Annotated in this window: 9 protein-coding genes (1 of these 9 only partly in view); all 9 read left to right on the top strand. The window is 46.8% G+C overall.

Translation table 11 applies throughout. From position 1 onward, the window contains the following. Nucleotides 1-95: 95 nt before the first annotated feature. The gene (gene loaP / locus PPM_RS16765) at nucleotides 96-617 is read left to right on the top strand and encodes an antiterminator LoaP (protein ID WP_013371942.1); all 522 of its coding nucleotides are present in this window, start codon (nucleotides 96-98) and stop codon (nucleotides 615-617) included. Between the two features lie 109 nt (nucleotides 618-726). Beyond that, nucleotides 727-1488, top strand: a complete 762-nt coding sequence (locus PPM_RS16760) for a 4'-phosphopantetheinyl transferase family protein (RefSeq protein ID WP_013371941.1) — start codon at nucleotides 727-729, stop codon at nucleotides 1486-1488. 25 nt (nucleotides 1489-1513) lie between these two features. After that, nucleotides 1514-1753 carry an acyl carrier protein gene (locus PPM_RS16755; RefSeq protein WP_013371940.1) on the top strand — a complete coding sequence of 80 codons (240 nt, stop codon included), beginning with the start codon at nucleotides 1514-1516 and terminating at the stop codon, nucleotides 1751-1753. Then, on the top strand, nucleotides 1731-2978 hold the full coding sequence (locus tag PPM_RS16750; protein ID WP_013371939.1) for a beta-ketoacyl synthase N-terminal-like domain-containing protein: 1248 nt from the start codon (nucleotides 1731-1733) through the stop codon (nucleotides 2976-2978). The genes PPM_RS16755 and PPM_RS16750 overlap by 23 nt, the downstream gene beginning before the upstream one ends. A gap of 15 nt (nucleotides 2979-2993) precedes the next feature. Then, entirely contained in the window at nucleotides 2994-4256 is a 1263-nt protein-coding gene (locus PPM_RS16745; protein ID WP_013371938.1) for a hydroxymethylglutaryl-CoA synthase family protein, read from the top strand. Continuing rightward, the gene (locus tag PPM_RS16740) at nucleotides 4253-5014 is read left to right on the top strand and encodes an enoyl-CoA hydratase/isomerase (protein WP_013371937.1); all 762 of its coding nucleotides are present in this window, start codon (nucleotides 4253-4255) and stop codon (nucleotides 5012-5014) included. The genes PPM_RS16745 and PPM_RS16740 overlap by 4 nt, the downstream gene beginning before the upstream one ends. 46 nt (nucleotides 5015-5060) lie before the next feature. Next, nucleotides 5061-5810 (top strand): polyketide synthase, encoded by a 750-nt coding sequence (locus PPM_RS16735; protein WP_013371936.1) that lies wholly within the window; start codon nucleotides 5061-5063, stop codon nucleotides 5808-5810. Nucleotides 5811-6044: 234 nt separating this feature from the next. Further along, complete coding sequence (locus PPM_RS16730) at nucleotides 6045-17177, top strand: non-ribosomal peptide synthetase (RefSeq protein ID WP_016324524.1); 11133 nt, start codon at nucleotides 6045-6047, stop codon at nucleotides 17175-17177. Next, nucleotides 17161-22503: the beginning of an SDR family NAD(P)-dependent oxidoreductase gene (locus PPM_RS16725; RefSeq protein WP_013371934.1), read on the top strand. Its footprint extends 14415 nt past the window's final position; the window shows 5343 of its 19758 coding nt (coding positions 1-5343); it begins with the start codon at nucleotides 17161-17163; the stop codon falls past the right edge of the window. The genes PPM_RS16730 and PPM_RS16725 overlap by 17 nt, the downstream gene beginning before the upstream one ends.

The raw sequence follows: 22503 nt of genomic DNA, 5'->3' as shown, positions 1-22503 counted from the left end.
ATCAGGATAAGTGAAAGGGCGAAGCTATGCATATACTGGCAGCGGACATTATAGGAGTTGATTTTGGCAGTATGTTTTGTTAGGAGATGAGCGGAGTGAATTGGTATGTGCTTTTTGTGCGAACGGGTAGGGAAGAAAGGGTTAAACAACTTTTTAATAAGTGGTTTGATTCTGAAGTTTACAAACCATTTATACCGATCCAAGAGAGACTTTTTAAAGTAGCAGGAACAGTTAAGAAAGAATTAGCACCTTTGTTCCCCAGTTATGTATTTATTGAGTCCAACTTACCTGACTTGCAGTTCGTAACAAGTACAAATTCAATGATTTATACTTCCAGTGATATCATTCGTTTATTGAGATATTCGAAGTTAGAAGCCTCCATGCGAGATTGCGAGAGACAAGTTTTAGAGAGTTTATGCAATGATAGATATTGTATAGAATGCTCAACCGGAATTATTGAAGGAGACAATATACGTATCATAGAAGGACCACTTAAAGGAAGAAGCAGCATAGTTAAGAAGATAGACAGGCATAAAAGACAGGCGGTTATTCAGTTAGAATTTATGGGTGATATCAGACTAGTGAACGTAGCTTTAGAAATTATTAGTAAAGTTTAAATAGAACAATTGTGAGAATATTTTTCTCCATGTGGAAGCTTTCAGAGCCCTTAAGGGATTTGAAGGTTTTTTTTGGTTTGGGCTTTCCTGTTCATAGGGGGATATGCATGTGGTCTTGTATACGGAACAGCTCATATTGACGCGGGAAGATATTGTGATGAAGGCGGCTGTAAGTTTTGTACATGCAGTTTGTCATGCCGGTGCTTCTCTCGATCCAGAGATTTTTCATTCAGATGAATGTAGCTACTTTGAGAGCCTGCTATTCCAGCGCCGAAAATCCAACTTTCTGCTCGGCAGGCTAAGTGCTAAACAAGCAGCATCGTTGCTGTTGAGTGAGTCGAACTTGAGCAACATAAGCGTGGAGACAGGTGTTTTCGGCCAGCCCTTGCTTCGAACTACCGGCGCCCCTGGATACCAAGTGAGCATCGCCCACTGTGATGATATTGGGACCGCTGTTGTTTTTCCAGAAGCGCATCCTATGGGGGTTGATATTGAGAGGATAAGTCCTAACCGAAATAAGACCATGGAAAGCCAGTTGACGATGGAAGAAAGGGAAAGAATCGTAGCCGTTCGGGGAGTAGAGGAGTACTCTGTTTTATTAACGGTTTCTTGGACGGTAAAGGAGGCGATTTCGAAAATATTGCGCACCGGTTTTGCAGCATCATTGCAAGTGCTTGAAATTAACGAGATCAGATTTAAAAGTGGATGCTTTCAGAGTACATTTTCGCACTTTCCACAATATGCTGCCCAGTCGTATCGGTTGGGTAACTACATCTTTACTATTGTAGCGCCAAGGAAGACGGAATGGAGTATGAATATGTCTCGATTGTATGAGCAATTTAATTCGATTTTTCATCCAAGCTGTTTGTAGATAATCCAATTTTAGGAGGGTAAACATGCGTAAAGAAGAAGTGTTTGAACTCGTTAAAGGTTGTATTTGTGAAGTGCTCCCGGAATTAAATGATCACCAGTTCCAGTATGACGATCGCTTGGTAGATTTGGGTGCGGATTCGGTAGATCGAGCCGAAATTGTAATGAAGACTATGGAAGCATTATCTCTTAATATCCCGCGCGTTGAGTTATCTGGCGTGAAAAATATAGGAGAATTGGCAGATGCGCTCTATGCCAAATTATAAACAGCCTGAGTTAGTTATTACGGGCATTGGTGTTACTTCGGCGATTGGTCAGGGGAAGACGGCCTTTGCTTCGGCATTATTCAAAGGGCAACATGCATTTGGAGTTATGCAACGTCCCGGCAGAGAAGGAGAAGCTTCATTTATAGGTGCGGAGCTGCCATCTCTATCTTATCCGGAGTCCATATCCAAACGAATGTTACGAACCGCATCATTTTCAGGACAGGTGGCAATGGTTACCCTTCAAGAAGCCTGGGATGATGCTAAACTGGATCACGTCGACCCTAGCCGCATTGGGCTCGTGATTGGAGGATCTAATTTTCAGCAACGGGAATTATTTCAGACCTATGAGGCTTATCGGGAAAAAATGCACTTTGTACCTCCAACCTATGGGCTTTCCTTTATGGATACTGATTTATGCGGACTATGTACCGAGCAATTCGGCATTCAAGGGTTAGCGTATACTGTCGGAGGGGCTTCCGCAAGCGGACAAGTCGCCATCATTCAAGCGATTGAGGCAATTCAAGCAAATCGGGTTGATGTGTGCATTGCGATGGGGGCGTTGATGGATATTTCGTATTTGGAATGCCAGGCGTTGCGATCCTTGGGGGCCATGGGAAGCGACCGATACGCTAATGAACCGGCAAAGGCTTGTCGCCCCTTTGATCAGATGCGCGACGGGTTCATATATGGGGAATCTTGCGGAGTTATCGTCATTGAGCGGTCAGATTTTGCAATGAAGCGTCAGGGGAAATCCTATGCAAAGCTTACAGGCTGGGACATGGGGATGGATCGGAATCGAAATCCCAATCCCTCTTATGAAGGCGAGGTTCAGGTGATTAAAAGGGCCTTGAAGAAAGCGAAGCTGCAGCCGGAAAAGATTGATTATATTAATCCCCACGGGACAGGCTCAGTCGTTGGGGACGAGATCGAAATAAAGGCAATACAGGATTGCAATTTATCGCACGCTTACATCAATGCAACCAAATCCATTATCGGTCATGGCCTGAGCGCGGCTGGAACGGTTGAAATTATTGCTACTCTTTTACAAATGAAGGAGTCGAAACTTCATCCTACGCGTAATTTGGAGAAGCCTATCGGAGTGGATTGCAACTGGGTGAAAAATGAGCCCATTCCAGCAGCTATTCATAATACTATGAACCTAAGCATGGGGTTTGGCGGAATCAATACTGCCATTTGTATGCAAAAGTGTGAGTCGGGTATTTAAGAAAGGGGGAGCGTTATGGTATTGGTAGGAATAGAGGCGATGAACGTTTTTGGGGGCTCAGCCTATCTGGATGTCATGCAATTAGCGCAGCACAGACAGTTGGACCCTGCGAGATTTGAAAATTTATTAATGAAAGAAAAGGCTGTTGCTCTGCCCTATGAAGATCCGGTTACCTTCGGAGTCAATGCGGCAAAACCGCTGGTGGACGCCCTCTCTGAAGCGGAAAAAAACCGCATCGAAATGCTTATAACCTGTACAGAATCAGGCATTGATTTTGGTAAATCAATCAGTACATATATTCACCACTATTTGGGACTGAATCGGAATTGCAGGCTATTTGAACTCAAGCAAGCCTGTTATTCGGGGACTGCCGGATTCCAAATGGCGGTGAATTTTATTTTATCCCAGGTCTCGCCAGGGGCCAAAGCGCTTGTCATTGCCAGTGATATCTCACGATTTATTGCCGCTGAAGGCGGGGATGTTTTGAGTGAGGATTGGTCTTACGCTGAACCAAGCGGAGGGGCAGGAGCTGTGGCTATGCTCATTAGTGAAAATCCTCATATATTCCAAGTTGATGCGGGTGCTAATGGATATTATGGCTATGAGGTGATGGATACTTGCCGGCCGATACCAGATAGCGAGGCCGGGGATGCGGACTTGTCTTTAATGTCCTATCTGGACTGTTGCGAGCAAGCATTTCTGGAATACCAGAAACGGGTAAAAGGGGTGGATTATAAAGATACCTTCCAGTATCTTTCCTTCCATACCCCATTCGGTGGAATGGTAAAAGGAGCGCATCGAACAATGATGCGAAGGATGACTCAGGCCAAACCGAATGAGATTGAGGCGGATTATTTACAACGTGTCAAGCCAGGATTGGAGTATTGCCAACGAGTCGGCAATATTATGGGTGCGACCTTGTACCTGTCCTTGGCAGGTACGATTGATAAGGGCACATTTGATTCTCCGAAGCGGATTGGCTGCTTTTCCTATGGATCAGGCTGCTGCTCAGAATTTTATAGCGGTGTGGTCATGCCGCAAGGCCAAGAGTATCTGCGTCGTTTTGAGATCGAGCGTAATTTGGATGATCGCTATCAATTATCCATGGATGAATATGAATCCTTGCTGAAAGGCAGCGGTGCTGTACGCTTTGGAACCCGCAACACCAAACTGGATTTTCAATTGGTTTCGGGAGTGATTGATTCCGGGAAAGGGAGACAGCGGTTATATCTGGAAGAAATTTATGAATTCCACCGCAAATATCGGTGGGAATCATGAATTATCAAACGATTCAGGTTCGGTTCCAAGATTCGATTTGTTATTTACGGTTTTACCGACCGGAGGCAAATAACACGATTAATAACATCCTCGTTGAGGAATGCATGCACGTGCTTGCACTGTGTGAGGAATCGGTTACGATCGTCGTTTTGGAAGGTCTGCCGGAGGTGTTCTGTCTTGGAGCGGATTTTCAAGGAATGTACGAAAACATGGCAAATGAACATGAGCATGCACAGAATCCCGAACCTCTGTATGATCTGTGGTTAAAACTGGCGACGGGGCCCTATATCACGATTTCTCATGTGCGAGGAAAGGCAAACGCTGGCGGTATCGGATTTATTGCTGCCAGCGACATTGTGATAGCAGATCAGACAGCACAGTTTAGTCTGTCGGAATTGTTATTTGGGCTTTTCCCTGCTTGTGTTCTGCCCTTTTTAGTACGCAGAATTGGATTTCAAAAAGCGAATTATTTGACATTAATGACACAGCCAATTATGGTTCAACAGGCTCTTTCATGGGGATTAGTTGATGTGTATGATGCACAGAGCGATACGGTGCTGCGCAAGCATTTATTACGTCTTAGACGATTGTCCAAAACGGGTATTTTACGCTACAAGCGCTTTATGGACGAACTCAGCGATTTGCGTCAGTGCAAACCACTGGCGTTGGCTTCCAATCAAGAGGTGTTTTCAGACGCTCAAAATCTTAAGGGCATTTTCCGCTATGTCGAAACAGGTCAATTTCCGTGGATGGACTGATGGGCGTTTGCCACAAGACGGGATGCTTAGGGGGAAGTAGATCATCATGTCACAATCTGTGGTTGAGTTACTTGAACTCGAGCGAGGGATTATTCAAGTAACAATGCAAGATAGAGTTCATAAAAATACATTTACACTTGAAATGACTCATGGACTTAGAGAAGCGTTCCATACGATCCAGGATGACTCGACCTGCAAAGTCGTAATTCTAACAGGGTATGACAACTACTTTGCCACTGGTGGGACGCAAGAAGGACTATTGGCTATACATGAAGGGACATCGAAGTTTACTGATGAAAATATTTACTCTCTGGCATTGAACTGCAAAGTTCCAGTGATAGCTGCCATGCAGGGCCATGCGGTTGGTGGGGGCTTTGTCATGGGGCTATTTTCTGATTTCGTAATCCTGGGCAAAGAAAGTATGTACACGACTAATTTTATGAGATATGGATTCACACCGGGAATGGGTGCGACGTTCATTATTCCCCAAAAACTGGGGTTCAGCCTGGGAGAAGAATTACTGTTAAATGGGGGGAATTACCGAGGTGCAGAACTGGAGAAGCGGGGAGTGCCGTTTCCAGTTCTGCCTCGCAAAGAAGTGATGAGCTATGGGTTGGACCTTGCTAGACAGCTTGCCGAAAAACCCAGATTTTCATTAATCACGTTAAAGGATCATCTGGTTGCTCCACTCCGAGCTCAGCTTCCCAAAATCGTAGAACAAGAGCTGATTATGCATGAGAAGACCTTTCATCAAGCCGAGGTTAAAGAACGAATTATCAACCTGTTTGGAAAATAACAATTTTTTATAGATTAATTTATCGAGATTTGTTGAACGCCTTTTACGGTTGTTCATGGGAATCTGGAAACGAGTGTGAAAGGGGCACATAGCTTTTCTCATCACTCGTTTTTTCTTTGCTACTTTCGATTAGGCAACGCTTCAAACGTGAAACAGCAGCTCAAAATAGACATCGTGATAAGCATTTAGCTCATGTTGTATTTAAATTTTGTGTTTTGAGGAGTTGGTGGATGAATGACACGTAAACATGATCAAAGATCAGACCTTAATATCCCGATCGTTTCTTTTATGGAAACTTGCCGGCAATTTCCTGAAACAGAGTTGTTTACTTTTGAAAATGAAGGAGAGCATCCTCAAGTTCTTACGGGAACCACGCTTTTGCTGCAAGTGCAAACTTTGGGCAACATTCTAATGAAAGAACTGGCCGCGCAGGAAAGAGCGCTTCTTGTATTTCCACAGGGTCTGGGATATATCAGCAGCATGCTGGCATGTTTTTATGCAAACATCGTAGCCATCCCTACACCCATTACAGCAGCAGAGCCAGATGAAAAAATGCTTGAGAAAATAAAGCCTATTCAAACAGATTCCGAGGCTGTATGTATCATAACAAATACTGCATTCAAAGCCTTTCTCCAAACACAACCAGAGTATAGAACGTTTCGTATCCTAAATATTGATGAGATTTTTCAGAAGAGCGCCGCCCACGTAGATATGAAGATGAGAATGCCAGCACCTGAAGATATGGCCCTTTTGCTGTACACATCAGGCTCTACATCCCTGCCTAAAGGCGTAATTCTCAGCCATAGATGTTTGATGAATCAGGTTAAGGCTAAGCAATGGAGAATTGACCAAAATAGCCGTATCGTGTCCTGGATGCCGCAATTCCATGCTTTTGGACTGCAAAACAATATTTTGGTACCGCTATTCAATGGTGCCTCAAGCATTCTTCTCCCACCAGAAAGCTTTGCTAAAAATCCGGAGCACTGGATTCAGATGATTGACAAGTATCAGGCTACCCATACGGCTGCGCCAAACTTTGCATTCGATTACTGCTGCTCCACCTTGGACATAGCTTCACTACAGGAATATTCTCTACACCATCTCCAAGCTATTATATGTGCAGGTGAGCCCATTCGGAAGGAGAGTTACGAAAACTTCATTCATAATTTCCGGGCATTAGGGCTTAAAGAAGATATATTTTGTCCTCTTCTGGGCTTGTCTGAGCTGTGTCCTGTTACCAGTGTAAAACCGGGCCAGTCGATGAGATTTCTTAATTTGGATATTCCTAGCTTGGAGCAAAGAAGAGTCCAATACACAGATGAGAAGAATCCATCAAAGACCGTTGTCAGCTGCGGGGAAATCGAAGCTCCAACAGAAATACGGATTGTTCATCCTGAAAGTCATATGCAATGCCTACCAGGGGAAATCGGCGAGATTTGGATTAAATCCGATCGGACGGCAGAGGGCTATCTAAACAGGAAGGAAGAAACGGACAGCACTTTTGAGGCGGTACTTTCCAATACACAAGAAGACGGTTTTTTCCGTACAGGAGACCTTGGTTTTATTGCAGACAATCATATCTATGTCATCGGCAGAGAGAAGGAAGTCATCATCATTCATGGTAAAAATCATCATGCTGTCGATATTGAATGGACCATCCAAAAGAATATGCCGGAGTTGACCTTGCCTATCGCTGTATTTTCCGCTGAAATCAATGGTCAGGAAAAGGTAATCGTCGTACAGGAGATTGAAGCACCTCTTCATCAGCAGGAATATAAACGACTGGTTGAAAACATGCTGAACGCTGTATCTGGGACACATCAACTTGAGATATATGATATATATTTGCTGCCAAAGGGTAGTATTCCCAAAACGGGGAGCGGGAAAATTCAAAGAAAGGTCTGCCGTAATGCCTATATCAAACAAGAGCTTAGGGCGCTTTATCAATATCGGAGTACCCTCTCAACAGCGCATTCAGAGATAGGAGAAACGGATGTTACTATAAACGCTGTTTCGTTGATACAGCTGAAGATTCAGGAATATATGGTGCAATTTTTGCATGGGGAACTGAATCTGGAGTCCGAGGCAATGGATTTGAATAAAAATATTCACGGCTACGGCATCGATTCCATTCTTGTTATGAAGCTCATACGTGGTATCGAAAAATCTTATCCGATCAAGGTTAATGCAAGAGAAATTCTAGAATACCCGACGATTCAACTACTATCGGCTTATTTAGCCAAAAAGATTGAAAAAGATAAACCGGTTGTAGAGGCCAAGACCGAGACAATCCTGCACGGTTTGCAAAGGAATCCACTTTCTGAAGTTCAAAAAGGACTGTGGTTATTACATAAAATGTCTCCTGAAATCAATGCTTACAATGTACCAATATGTCTCCGATTTAATACGAAAGTGGAGATAGAGAACGTTAAACAGGCTTTCCACACCGTTTTAGAACAATATCCTATTTTAAATAGTGTGATTGAAGAAGAAAACGGGACACCTTATCAAAAGCTGGAGCCTGCTCAGCCGTTCAATATGCAGGTAGAGGATATTTCAAGCTTGAAAGCGGATGAAATCATGCCCTTTATTCGGAGCAAGGCAAAGCAGCCATTCGCGCTGGAACAGGACTCTATGATGCGTGTGTATCTGATGTCCAGGTCCGAGCAAGAACATTTCATACTAGTGGTCATCCATCATATTATTTTTGATGGTAGTTCTTTCGTCCTTTTTATTCAAAGTTTTTTAGATGCATATAAAGACTTGGTACGAGGAAATAGACCGATCGTTTTACCACCTGCCGCGAGCTATAACGATTTTGTGGAATGGGAACAAGCGATGCTGGCCAGTGCAGAAGGGGAGAAGCATTTTTCCTATTGGAAGCAACAGTTGTCGGGTGCTTTACCGACTCTAGAGCTTCCATATAGCCGCTCAGGTTTTCTGACTCCGAGCATGGAAGGACAAACATACACCAAGCGGCTTCCAGTTGATTGGGTCAATCGGGTAAAATCTTTTGCTCGTACGCAATATATGAGCTTGTCTACCGTCTTGCTAGGTATGTATGTGATATTGCTCAACCAGTATTCGAGACAGGAAGATATCATCGTTGGTATGCCAGTTATGGTACGACCAGAGGAGCGTTTTGACCAACTAATTGGATATTTTGTCAACATGCTTCCCATACGCAGCAAAGTGTCGGAGACAGAGACATTCTTGGATTTCATGAAAAAATTGCAAATGACCGTAGTCAATGGGATGGATCATGCTCCTTATCCTTTTCCGGCTCTGGTTCGAGCATTAAATGTGCCGCGTCTGCTGGCGAGCTCGCCTGTGTTTCAAACCGTTTTTTCTTACCAAAATTACCTGCAAACTTCAAGCTTGCAGCAGCTTTGTGCGCCGTATAGCGATAGCTTTACCGTTGAGTTGGTAGAAGAAATTCACCAGGAAGGTGAATATGAGCTGGTATTGGAGCTGCTGGAGCAGGAAGAAGAGATGACATTAAATATCAAATACCGTTCCGGTTTGTTCGATGAATCAACTATTGTACAGATGGCTGAGCGTTATATCGGATTAGCGGAAGCACTAATGAGCAATCCTACAGGGGCCCTGCAGGACTATTCAGTACTATTGCAAGAGGAAAAGAACAGCATCCTTTATGACTGGAATGCAACCGAAGTGAGTTATCCGGATAAATGCTTTCCCGAATTATTCATAAAACAGGCAAGAAAAACGCCTGAGGCTATTGCAGTCGTGTATGAAGAACAATCGCTTACCTATCGGGAATTAAAAGAAAAGAGCACTTTGCTCGCCATATATTTGCAAAATCAGGGCGTGACTCCTGATACGCTGGTAGGAATTTGCATGGAACGGTCTTTAGAAATGGTCATTGGGCTGTTGGGAATCCTTCTGGCAGGAGGAGCCTATGTACCGCTTGATCCAGACTATCCGGAGGATCGATTGGAGTATATGCTTCAGGATTCCAATGCATCCCTTGTCATTACGCAATCGGGATTGTTGGAAAAAGTGTCTCGGCTGGCAGGGAGCAATGTGAACTGCATTGTTCTTGATAACGATTGGGATCTTCTGACAAGTAGTGTAAAGGGGAGAAAGACACTCAAACGGGAAGTGCAGTCTAGCCATTTGGCATATGTTATATATACCTCTGGAAGTACAGGGAAACCCAAAGGGGTCATGATCCCGCACAAAGCGTTGACCAACTTTCTTCTTTCCATGGCAGAAAAGCCAGGCATAACAGAGCAGGACAAACTGCTCGCAGTGACAACGTATTGCTTTGACATCGCAGGACTGGAATTATACCTGCCTTTGATTAAAGGCGCTCAATGCTATGTTTGCAGTTCTGAAAAAGCCAAGGATGCCGAAAGACTCAAGCAGGAGATACAAAAAATAAAACCGACAATAATGCAGGCTACCCCTGTGACTTGGACCATGCTCTTTCAAGCTGGCTGGAAGAACGAAGAGAACATGAAAATGCTCTGTGGCGGAGAAGCACTTTCAGAAACATTGAAATCTTATTTTGTTCATAACAACGGTGACGCATGGAATATGTTTGGTCCGACTGAGACGACAATTTGGTCTACAATTCAAACGATTACCGCCGACAAGCCGCTTTCGATCGGTAAGCCTATTGCCAACACTCAGATTTATATTTTGGATCAGCACCTTAGACCTGTGCCTATTGGACTTCCGGGTGAGCTTTTCATTTCGGGCAGTGGCTTGGCCAGAGGTTATTTGAATCAGCCGGTGCTTACGGATGAAAAGTTTATTGACAACCCATTCAAGCCCGGAACTAAGCTCTATAGAACTGGAGATTTATGCAAGTGGCTTTCTGACGGCTCTATTGAGTATTTGGGTCGGATGGATTATCAAGTGAAAATTCGCGGTTTTCGGATTGAGCTTAGTGAAGTTGAAGGTCAAGTCAGAACATATCCAGGAATTGATGAATGCGTCGTGGTTGCCAAGGAACAAGGAGAGGATAAGCAACTTGTTGCCTACTATTTGCGGAACGACTCCGAGTTCGGGAAGTCCTCACTTGACCCGAAAGAAGTGCGAAATTATTTAAAAGCATTCTTGCCTTATTATATGATTCCAGCATTCTTTATCGAACTAGACAAGCTGCCATTGACCCCGAATGGAAAAATAGACCGGAAGGAATTAATGAGTCGCAAGGTCGAGCTGGCGACAGCAACAAGAAAAATCCATTTGCCACAATCAGATGTTGAACATCAAGTTTTAACAATATGGAAAAAGCTTCTGGATGTCGATCATCTAAGTACGGATGATGCCTTTTTCGACGTGGGTGGAAATTCTTTTACAGCCGCAGAGATGGTTAGAAAGATCAAGGACAAGCTGGAATGCGATATTTCGGTGACAGCACTGTTCAAGTATCCAACGATTAGGGAACTTAGTGCTTATATTATGAAAGTAAAAGGCGAGGCCCCAGCTTCTGCAACAGAACAAACAGATACCACTGAAAATACCATTTCACAGGGAATAGACTCAAAGGAAGATGAACATAAACCATCCTACCCTGATTATTATGAGGATAGCATCGCAATCATAGGAATCTCGTCCCTTTTTCCGGGTGCGAAAAACCACGTTGAGTTTTGGAGTAATTTGAGGGCAGGGGTAGAGAGTGTCCGGTACTTTTCCGAAGATGAACTAGCTCAATTAGGGCTGGAGAGAGAGATTGTCGAGCATCCAAACTATGTGCCCGGACAATGCACAATTGAGGGGAAAGAGTATTTTGACCCTGAGTTTTTTAATTTGTCCCAGAAAAATGCTGAATTTATGGACCCCCAGATGAAATTGCTGTTACAGCATGCATGGAAGGCTGTTGAAGATGCTGGTTATGTTTCTAAAGAAATTCCTGAAACCAGTGTGTATATGTCGGCGAGCAGCAGTTTTTATCAATCATTTATTCCTAATTTGGCATCGCAGTCGCCTAATGTCCTGAGGAATGCGGATGAATATGTAACCTGGATTTTGGCACAGGGCGGGACCATTCCTACTATGATATCTCATAAATTGGGATTTAAAGGTCCCAGCCTATTTGTGCATTCCAACTGTTCTTCCTCGTTAGTCGGACTGCGTTTAGCTTCGCAAAGCCTGTTGTCCGGTGAAGCAAAATACGCGTTGGTTGGTGCGTCAACAATCTTTCCTTTCAACAGTTTAGGCTATGTATATCAGCCTGGCTTGAACTTTTCTAGTGATGGTCATATTAAAGCTTTTGATGATTCTGCAGACGGAATGATTGGCGGAGAAGGGGTTGGAGTTGTTCTACTGAAAAAAACGCTGGATGCCGTTAGAGACGGTGACCATATATATACGATTTTACGAGGGGTCGGCGTGAACAACGATGGGACTGACAAACTAGGGTTTTATGCCCCAAGTGTTAAGGGTCAGTCTGAAGTTATTCAGAAGACGATCGAATCAACCGGAATTCATCCCGAAACGATCAGTTATATTGAGACACATGGAACCGGAACCAAATTGGGCGATCCGGTTGAATTTGCTGCCCTAAATGATACATTCAGGCAGTATACAGCCAAAAAACAATTTTGTGGTATTGGATCTGTCAAAACCAATATCGGACATCTGGATACTGCAGCAGGTTTGGCGGGGTGTATTAAAGTCGCTTTAAGCTTATATCATAATGAGATTCCTCCAACGCTTAATTACGATACACCCAATACCGATATCCATTTGTCTGATTCGCCTTTTTATGTTGTTGATAAACTGCGGAAATGGGAACATGCGTCAGTTCCCCATCGGGCGGCATTAAGCTCCTTTGGCATAGGGGGAACGAATGCTCATGCCATTTTCGAACAATTTATAGCCAATGATGAACCCGAACGCTCTAAATCCAGTTTGATGAACGATGCTGCTGACTATCTTATTCCTTTGTCTGCCAAAAATCATCAGCGCCTCAAGGCATATGCTGGGGATCTCTCGGCTTTCTTGACAGCTTCTCAAGAAATCAATTTGTCGAATGTATCTTTTACGCTTCAAACAGGACGAACGGCAATGAAAAGTCGGGTAGCGTTTATTGTCAAGAATACGAGCGAGCTGGTGCAAAAACTGGAATCGTTCGCGAATGGGCAAGAACATATCGAGAATTGCTGGAGGGGAGAACATAATCAGCAAGATTCAGTTCAATGGTTTGAACAGGAAGAAGTGTTCAAGGAATTAGTGAGCCAATGGATCTCAAATCGTGAAATGAACAAGCTGGCAGAGCTATGGGCCAAAGGCTTCTATATCGATTGGAAATTGCTGTATTACGATCTCCGGCCGAAAAGAATCAGTCTGCCTACGTATCCTTTTGCTCAGCGACGCTGCTGGGCTCCTGAGGTTGAGGCTGGGGCAGCAAGGGCCAGAGCAGCGGTGGAAGCACCTGTGACTGTAGCCAGCCATACCCTGATGTTTGAGCCAGTCTGGAAGGAGCAGAACGTACCGCCGGAGGTCGAAGCTCCTGCCTATGACCGTCGTATCATCTTGCTGTGCGAGCCGGACGAGGCTTTGCCTGAACGGCTTGAAGCGAGAGTGAACGGAGCGGCGCAGGTTTTGGCTTTCTCATCCGGGAAGAGTCGGGTGGATGAGCGGTTTCAGGCCTATGCAGTTCAGGCCTTTGAGAGCATCCAAAGCATTCTCAAAGACAAGCCTTCGGGAAGGGCGCTGGTTCAGCTTGTCGTGGCGGCGGCTGGAGAAGGGCAGCTCTTTTCGGGACTTTCGGGTCTGCTGAAGACCGCCCGGCTGGAAAATCCGAAACTCATCGGCCAATTGATCGAAGTGGAACAGGGAGAATCTGCAGAAAGCCTGCTGGCGAAGCTGGAGGAAAATAGCTGTAGTCCAGTAGATGGATGGATTCGCTATGAGGGCGGTCAACGCAAAACCGCTTGCTGGAACAAGTTCGAACCGTCCCGGGAAGAAGAGAAGCTGCCATGGAAAGACGGTGGCGTATATCTTATCACCGGCGGCTCTGGCGGTCTGGGACTGCTTGTTGCAGAAGAACTAGTTCGGCACACCCGAGCAGCGACCTTGATTCTGACAGGCCGGTCGCCACTGGACGAAAACAGGCAAATCCGGCTGAAGGAGCTGGAGTCCTTAGGGGCCAGAGTGGTGTATAAGCAGGGAGATATCACCGACAGGAATACGGTGATTAGCTTGCTGGAAAGCATCCAAGAGGAATTTGGGCGTGTTCACGGGATTATCCACTGTGCAGGGGTCATTCACGATAACTTCATTCTCAAGAAAAGCAGGGAAGAATTTATCGAGGTGCTGGGACCGAAGGTCCAAGGGCTGGTCCATCTGGATGAGGCAAGCAGCGGTCAGGATCTGGAATTCTTCGTGCTCTTTTCCTCCATCTCGGGTAGCCTGGGCAATCCGGGGCAGGCCGATTATGCCACCGCCAACGCTTTTATGGATGCGTACGCAGCATACCGGAATACCCTTGTGGAGGCCCAGCAACGGCGGGGCCGGACGGTATCCATCCGCTGGCCGCTGTGGAAAGAGGGCGGAATGCGGATCGATGCGGACACGGAAAAGCTCATGAGACAAAATATGGGCATTACGGCTTTACAGACCGAGTCGGGCATTCAGGCGTTGTACCAATGCCTGTCCTCAGGCAAGGAGCAGGTAATGGTTATGGAAGGGGAGCCTGAAAAAATTGAGGCCTATCTGGCGAAGGCAGCGTCGCAGGTAGATGTCCGTACGATCGAGGCATCAGCGCCGAAGCTGGATACGGCCTCACTTTACGATAAAACTTTGTTTCATCTCAAGGCGCTGTTGGGAGAGGTGACCCGGCTGAGCGTCAGCAGCATCGAAGCTCATGAGCCGTTAGAGCGCTATGGGATTGATTCCATTATGATTACCCAGCTCAACGCCATGCTGGCAGAGTCTTTTGGCGAGCTGTCCAAGACGCTGTTTTATGAGTACCAGACCTTGCGTGCCCTGGCTGAATATTTGGTGGCGGAATACGTGCCGGAGTGCATGCAGTGGGTCGGAATGAGTCCAGACAAGGAACGGGTGGAAGAAACGGCTGCGGCAACCCAGTGCACTGAAGAAGAAAGCACGCCAGTTGCGGGGCAGACGATTGCGGAGACGGTGACAACGAAGTCCAGCCGTAGCTATGTGAAGCCTGTTCGAAGCTACGCGGAGTTTGGCGCAGAGGAAACACGAGAACCGATCGCCATCATTGGTATGGCGGGAAAGTACCCAGGTTCGAAGGACATGAACGAATATTGGGAAAATCTCAAAGCAGGGAAGGATTGTATCGGTGAAATCCCGCAGGAACGCTGGACCCTGGAAGGATTCTTCCAGTCTAACAAACAGGAAGCGGTGGCTGATGGCAAAAGCTACAGCAAGTGGGGCGGTTTTATCGAAGGCTTTGCGGAATTCGATCCCCTGTTTTTTAATATTGCACCGCGGGAAGCACTCAGTATGGACCCTCAGGAAAGGCTGTTCATTGAAGCCTGCTGGGAAGCGATGGAGGACGCGGGCTACACCAGAGAACAGCTTGCGGTACAGCATAATAGCCGGGTAGGTGTGTTTGCGGGAATTACCAAAACGGGCTACGAGCTTTATGGGCCGGAATTATGGAAGATGGGGGCCAAAATATTTCCCCAAATATCCTTTAGTTCGGTAGCCAACCGGATTTCGTACCTGTTCAATTTGCAGGGACCGAGCATGCCGGTGGATACGATGTGTTCGTCCTCGTTGACCGCGATTCATGAAGCGTGTGAGCATCTATACCGCGGAGAATGCGAGCTGGCCATGGCAGGAGGAGTGAACCTGTATCTGCATCCGCTGAGCTATGTCGGACTTTGCGCCAACCAGATGCTGTCCATAGACGGACAGTGCAAGAGCTTCGGAAAGGGAGGCAACGGCTTTGTCCCAGGAGAAGGCGTGGGGGTCGTGCTATTGAAGCCGCTGTCCAAGGCGATAGCAGATGGAGACCCGATCCATGCGCTCATCCGGGGAACGAGCATCAACCATGGAGGCAAGACCAACGGGTATACAGTGCCTAACCCGACTGCTCAAGGGGAGCTGATCCGGTCGGCACTGGAACGAGCCGGGGTACATGCCCGGACCATCAGCTATATTGAAGCGCACGGAACAGGCACAGAACTGGGAGACCCCATTGAAGTGACTGGTCTGACCCAGGCCTTCAGGAAGGATACGGCAGACAAAGGATTTTGCGCCGTAGGCTCTGTGAAGTCCAACATCGGACATTTGGAGGCAGCAGCGGGCATCGCAGGGATTGGGAAAATTGTCCTGCAGATGAAAAACCGGACGCTGGTTCCCAGCCTGCACGCCCAGGAATTGAATCCGAACATTCCTTTTGAGCAGACGCCGTTTGTCGTCCAGCAGGAGCTGGAGGAATGGAAGCGGCCGGTGGTTGAGCTCAATGGAGAGACACGGGAATACCCGAGGATGGCTGGGATTTCATCGTTTGGAGCAGGAGGCGCCAATGCCCATGTCATCATTGAAGAGTACGTTTCAGAAGAGAAGGCGCCAATCCGTGTGACAGCTCACCATCCCGTGATCATCGTATTGTCGGCCAAAAATGAGGATCGGCTGAAACAGCAGGTCGAGAGATTGCTGTCCGTGATCGGGAAAGGAGAGGTCACAGAAAGCAATCTGGCTGATGCAGCCTACACGCTCCAGGTAGGACGTGAAGCGATGGAAGAACGCCTGGCGGTAATTGCCGAGTCGATGCCAGCACTGGTGGAGAAGCTGGAAGGATTCCTGGAAGGTCACGACGGGATATCCGAGCTGTACCGAGGACAGGTCAAGCGAAACAAAGAGGCACTGTCCGCACTGCTAGAAGATGAAGATATGGAAAAAATGATCGCTGCTTGGATCGGAAAACGGAAATACACGAAGATAGTAGATCTTTGGGTAAAGGGACTGGCGATGGATTGGAGCATGCTTTATGGAGATGTCAAGCCGCAGAGAATGAGTCTGCCAGCCTATCCTTTTGCAAAGGAGCGGTATTGGATCACGGATATTAAAACCAAGCAGGCTTCCTTTGAATCTACCAAATCTGTACAGCCAACGAATATATTTATCGATCAAAAAGCATCTACGGTAGCGGCAAATATTTCGCAAATGAATGGAAAAGAAAGCGACGATCCAAATTCCGAAGCTATTCCTTCGTATATCCAGAATATTCAGAGCCACATTTCCACCAGTGTCAAAATGAAGAAGATGCCAGATATTTCTTATCTAGCGGCTGAATACGAAAGAATTCCTTCGACTATGGTCGACAACCAAGCTTACTCGGAACAGGATGGGGCGACGCGAGGGACTAATCGGATGAGGAGGCTTACAGATGAAGGAAATGAATGATGTCTTATGCAAATTGCTATGGGGGTATTTGCAGTTGATGGGATTATTCCCTTATGCACATATGAACAAGAAAGCTATGATTGATGATTTTAAAACTAAAACAGCATTGCTGAGTTTATACGATCGCTGGCTTGAAGAAAGCATAGAGGTATTGGCACGGAATCATTATTTTTATCGCAAAGGAGACTCTTATAGCGTAACGGATACCGCTTCGGTTGATGTGCAGGCTGTATGGAAGGAATGGGAATTGAAGAAAAGTGAATGGCTGAAAAATCCGGATCTCTCGGCCTGGGTTGTACTCGTAGAATCAACATTGCGTAAGTTGCCGGAAATTTTGACCGGAAACATACCTGCCACCGACATTGTTTTTCCTCAGTCCTCCATGAAGCTGGTGGAAGGCATATATAAAAATAGTCCTGCAGCAGATTACTTTAATGAAGTGCTGGGGGATATTGTGGTTTCCTACTTGAATGAACGGCTTAAGCATGACCCGACAGGGTCGATTCGAATCATTGAAATTGGTGCAGGCACCGGAGGAACCAGTGCTATGCTCTTCCATAAGCTTCGACCTTATCAGGAACATATTCATGAATACTGCTATACCGATAAATCCAGAGCATTTTTATTGCATGCACAAAAAGAGTATGGCCCGCGAAATCCTTACCTGACTTATAAAATTTTTAATGTGGAAGAGTCGGCTGTGGGACAAGATATCGACACGGGCGGATATGATATTGCGATTGCCACCAATGTCCTGCACGCCACGAGGAACATTCGGCATACGTTAGGCAATGTCAAAGCAGCGCTGCGAAAAAACGGCCTGATTCTTATCAATGAAATCAGTGGAAACTCGCTGTTAAACCACTTAACCTTTGGCTTGTTGGAGGGATGGTGGCTTTATAATGACCCTGAACTGCGTATTCCGGGCTCCCCCGGTTTATACCCTGAACGTTGGCAGGAGGTATTGGAAAACGAGGGATTCCGGTCCGTCTTTTTCCCTGCTCAGGAAGCACATGAAGTAGGCCAACAAATTATTGTGGCTGAAAGTGATGGTATGCTTCGGCATCAACAGGAGCTTGAACATGACAAGCTTCCATTGAAACAGCGTGACACAGGGATTCAACCAGCTACTGATGTAACCGATGAAATGGCTGAAGAGCATGTCAGGGAGCTTATTGTAGAGAAGTTGGCAGAGGCCTTGAATGTGGACTTTTCAATGATTGATGTCCATGAGTCATTCGCAGATTATGGCTTGGACTCTATTCTTGGCGTCAACTTTGTACAGGATGTCAATCAGGGGCTGGGCATTCATTTGCAGACTACAGACATCTTTGATTACAGTTCGGTAAAACAACTGACGGTATACATTTTAAGCCAATTTGGCGATACCGTTTTACAGGCCTTGGGACACAATGCTGATTCAATAGAGGATAGAAAAGATGCAAGCCGTGAAATCCAAGCGATTGAGGATAAGGATAAGGATTATACGTTTAATCCGGTTCAAACGGCACGTGCATCCATTGAGCCAGAGAGACCTAAACAGGAGAATAAAGGGAAGGATTTAGCGCAAAGAGAGCCGATTGCGATTATTGGAATGAGCGGGCGATTTGCCGGGTCTGACAATGTAGATGAGCTTTGGAATCACCTTAAGAATGGCGACGATTTAGTAAAAGAGGTGACTCGGTGGGATCTTTCAAAATATCAGGAAAAAAATGCGAGCTACTGCAATTATGGAAGCTTTTTGGAGGATATTGATAAGTTCGATCCGCTTTTTTTCAATATTTCAGGGCTGGAAGCGACTTACATGGATCCGCAGCAGCGGTTGTTTCTCGAGGAAGCATGGCATGCTCTAGAGGATGCGGGCTATGCGGGTACAGGGATGGATGGGCGTCGGTGCGGAGTTTATGTAGGCTGTGCCGAAGGCGATTACCAGCGATTGCTGGGTGAAGACCTGCCTCCGCAAGCACTGTGGGGTCATATGGGCTCCGTGATTCCCGCCAGAATTTCCTACTACTTGAATCTTCATGGACCGGCGATAGCTGTAGATACAGCTTGTTCCAGTTCGTTAGTTGCTGCCCATCTTGCTTGCCAAAGCTTATGGTCCGGGGAAACGGATATGGCTTTAGCTGGTGGGGTGTATATTCATACTACCCCTCGCTGCTATTTATATGGTGATAGGGCAGGAATGCTGTCTCACACAGGGCACTGTTATACCTTTGATGATAGGGCAGACGGTATGGTTCCGGGAGAAGCTGTTGGCGCGGTTGTGCTCAAACGGCTTGACGAAGCAGTTACCGATGGTGACCACATCTATGGGGTGATTTTAGGTTCAGCGATTAATCAGGACGGCACCACGAATGGACTTACTGCACCAAGCCAGAAGTCTCAGGAGCGACTGGAGCAATATGTGTACGATACTTTTCATATTCATCCAGAGCAAATCCAATTGGTGGAAGCGCATGGGACAGGTACCAAATTGGGAGACCCAATTGAATATCAGGCATTGACGCGAACATTTAGAAAGTATACGGACAAGAAGGAATATTGCGCGATCGGGTCCATTAAAACGAATATCGGCCATACGCAAATTGCGGCAGGAATTACAGGAGTAATTAAGCTGTTATTGTCATTAAAACATGAGCAGATTCCGCCTTCACTTCATTTCCAATCAGGCAATTCCAATATTCAGTTTGCGGATAGCCCTTTTTATGTCAATACGCAACTGCAGAATTGGTTGATTGAGCCTGAAGCCAGACGTTGTGCTGCGGTTAGCTCCTTTGGTGCCAGTGGAACTAATGCCCACATGGTCATCGAAGAGGCTCCACATACAAAACGAAGACATTCCGAAAAGCCGGCTTATTTCATTCCGCTGTCCGCCCGGACTTCACAACAATTACGCCGCCAGGTGGAGCAACTGATTGCATATTGCGAACAGGAGCCTGAGGCAGACTGCGGTAACATGAGCTATACATTATTGCTTGGGAGAAAGCACTGCAATCATCGGCTTGCATGTGTTGCCCGCAATCAAGGTGAGCTTGTCATGTCCCTTAAAAGGTGGCTGGAAAAAGGCAGTTCTTCTCAAGTTTATTATTCTGAACTACACGAAAAAGACCAACGCATTCAATCGTCCTTGAAAAGATATGGAAATGAATGTATCCAAAACTGTCAAAATGCAGGTGATGCCCGCGAGTATTTGGAGTTTTTAACTACGATTGCGGATTTATATGTTCAGGGATATCCGTTAGACTTTGAGCGTTTGTTTTCAAATGAACAGTACTCCAGAATTCCGCTACCAACTTATCCTTTTGCAAAAGAGCGGTATTGGGCGCCTGGGAATGAAGCTCAAATGGCTAAGAGCATAGGTATAGAAAGTGAAATCGAATTAACGATTTCTAGACCAGAGGCAAAACCAGTGGCTACAGCTAGCCATACCCTGCTGCTGGAGCCAGTTTGGAAGGAGCAGAACGTACCGCCGGAGGTCGAAGCCCCTGCTTATGACCGTCGTATCATCTTGCTGTGTGAGCCGGACGAGGCTTTGCCTGAACGGCTTGAAGCGAGAGTGAACGGAGCGGCGCAGGTCTTGGCCTTCTCATCCGGGAAAAGCCGGGTGGATGAGCGGTTTCAGGCCTATGCAGTTCAGACCTTTGAGAGCATCCAAAGCATTCTTAAAGACAAGCCTGCTGGAAGGGTGCTGGTTCAGCTTGTCGTGGCGGCGGCTGGAGAAGGGCAGCTCTTTTCGGGACTTTCGGGTCTGCTGAAGACCGCCCGGCTGGAAAATCCGAAACTCATCGGCCAATTGATCGAAGTGGAACAGGGAGAATCTGAGGAAAGCCTGCGGGCGAAGCTGGAGGAAAACAGCCGCAGTCCGGTGGATGGATGGATTCGCTATGAAGGCGGTCAACGGAAAACCGCTTGCTGGAGCAGGTTCGAGCCATCTCGGCCGGATGAGAAGTTGCCATGGAAAGACGGTGGCGTTTATCTTATTACCGGCGGCTTTGGCGGTCTGGGGCTGCTTGTTGCAGAAGAGCTGGTTCGGCATACCCGAGCAGCGACCTTGATTCTGACAGGCCGGTCGTCGCTGGATGGAAACAAGCAGACGCGGCTAAAAGAGCTGGAGTCCTTAGGGGCCAAAGTGGTGTATAAGCAGGGGGATATCACCGACAGGAACACGGTGACTGGCTTGCTGAAAAGCATCCGGGAGGAATTTGGGCGTGTCCACGGGATTATTCACTGTGCAGGGGTGATTCACGATAACTTCATTCTCAAGAAAAGCAGGGAAGAATTTATCGAGGTGCTGGGACCGAAGGTCCAAGGGCTGGTCCATCTGGATGAGGCAAGCAGCGGTCAGGATCTGGATTTCTTCGTGCTCTTTTCCTCCATCTCGGGTAGCCTGGGCAATCCGGGACAGGCCGATTATGCCACCGCCAACGCCTTTATGGACGCGTATGCGGCATACCGAAATACCCTGGTGGAAGCCAAGCAACGACGGGGCCGGACGCTATCCATCCGCTGGCCGCTGTGGAAAGAGGGTGGGATGCGGATCGATGCGGACACGGAAAAGCTCATGAGACAGAACATGGGCGTTACGACCCTACAAACTGAGTCGGGCATTCAGGCGTTGTACCAATGCCTGTCCTCAAGCAAAGAGCAGGTGATGGTCCTAGAAGGAGAGCCTGAAAAAATCGAGGCCTATCTGACGAAATCCGTTCCGCATATCAGTATCCGTGCGATACAGGCATCTGCACCAAAGCTGGATGCGGCCTTACTTTACGATAAAACTTTGCATCATCTCAAGGCGCTGTTGGGAGAGGTGACCCGGCTGAGCGTTGGTAGCATTGAAGCTCATGAACCGCTAGAGCGCTATGGCATTGATTCCATTATGATTACCCAACTGAATGCCAAGCTGGCAGGATCTTTTGGCGAGCTGTCCAAGACGCTGTTTTATGAGTACCAGACCTTGCGTGCCCTGGCAGAACATTTAGTGGCGGAATACGCACCGGAGTGCATGCAGTGGGTCGGAATGAGTCCAGACATGCAGCTGGTGGAGGAAACGACTGCGGCAACCCGGTGTGCCGAAGAAGAAAGCGCGTCAGTTGCGGAACAAACGATTGCGGAAGAGGCGACAGCGAAGCTTACCCGAAGCTACGTGAAGCCGGTTCGAAGCTATGTGCAGTCTGGCGCAGAGGAAACACGAGAACCGATCGCCATCATTGGTATGGCAGGTAAGTATCCAGGTTCGAAGGACATGAACGAATATTGGGAAAATCTCAAAGCAGGGAAGGATTGTATCGGCGAAATCCCGCAGGAACGCTGGTCGCTGGAAGGA

Origin of the sequence: Paenibacillus polymyxa M1 (assembly GCF_000237325.1) — a bacterium.
Taxonomy (GTDB): domain Bacteria; phylum Bacillota; class Bacilli; order Paenibacillales; family Paenibacillaceae; genus Paenibacillus; species Paenibacillus polymyxa_C.
This window is presented reverse-complemented; position numbering and strand designations above follow the sequence as displayed.

What these genes read in the sequence shown, in the direction of transcription:
- PPM_RS16750 (WP_013371939.1), top strand. Translation starts at nt 1,731, where the DNA reads ATGCGCTCTATGCCAAATTATAAACAGCCTGAGTTAGTTATTACGGGC.
- PPM_RS16735 (WP_013371936.1), top strand. Translation starts at nt 5,061, where the DNA reads ATGTCACAATCTGTGGTTGAGTTACTTGAACTCGAGCGAGGGATTATT.
- PPM_RS16730 (WP_016324524.1), top strand. Translation starts at nt 6,045, where the DNA reads ATGACACGTAAACATGATCAAAGATCAGACCTTAATATCCCGATCGTT.
- PPM_RS16755 (WP_013371940.1), top strand. Translation starts at nt 1,514, where the DNA reads ATGCGTAAAGAAGAAGTGTTTGAACTCGTTAAAGGTTGTATTTGTGAA.
- PPM_RS16745 (WP_013371938.1), top strand. Translation starts at nt 2,994, where the DNA reads ATGGTATTGGTAGGAATAGAGGCGATGAACGTTTTTGGGGGCTCAGCC.
- PPM_RS16740 (WP_013371937.1), top strand. Translation starts at nt 4,253, where the DNA reads ATGAATTATCAAACGATTCAGGTTCGGTTCCAAGATTCGATTTGTTAT.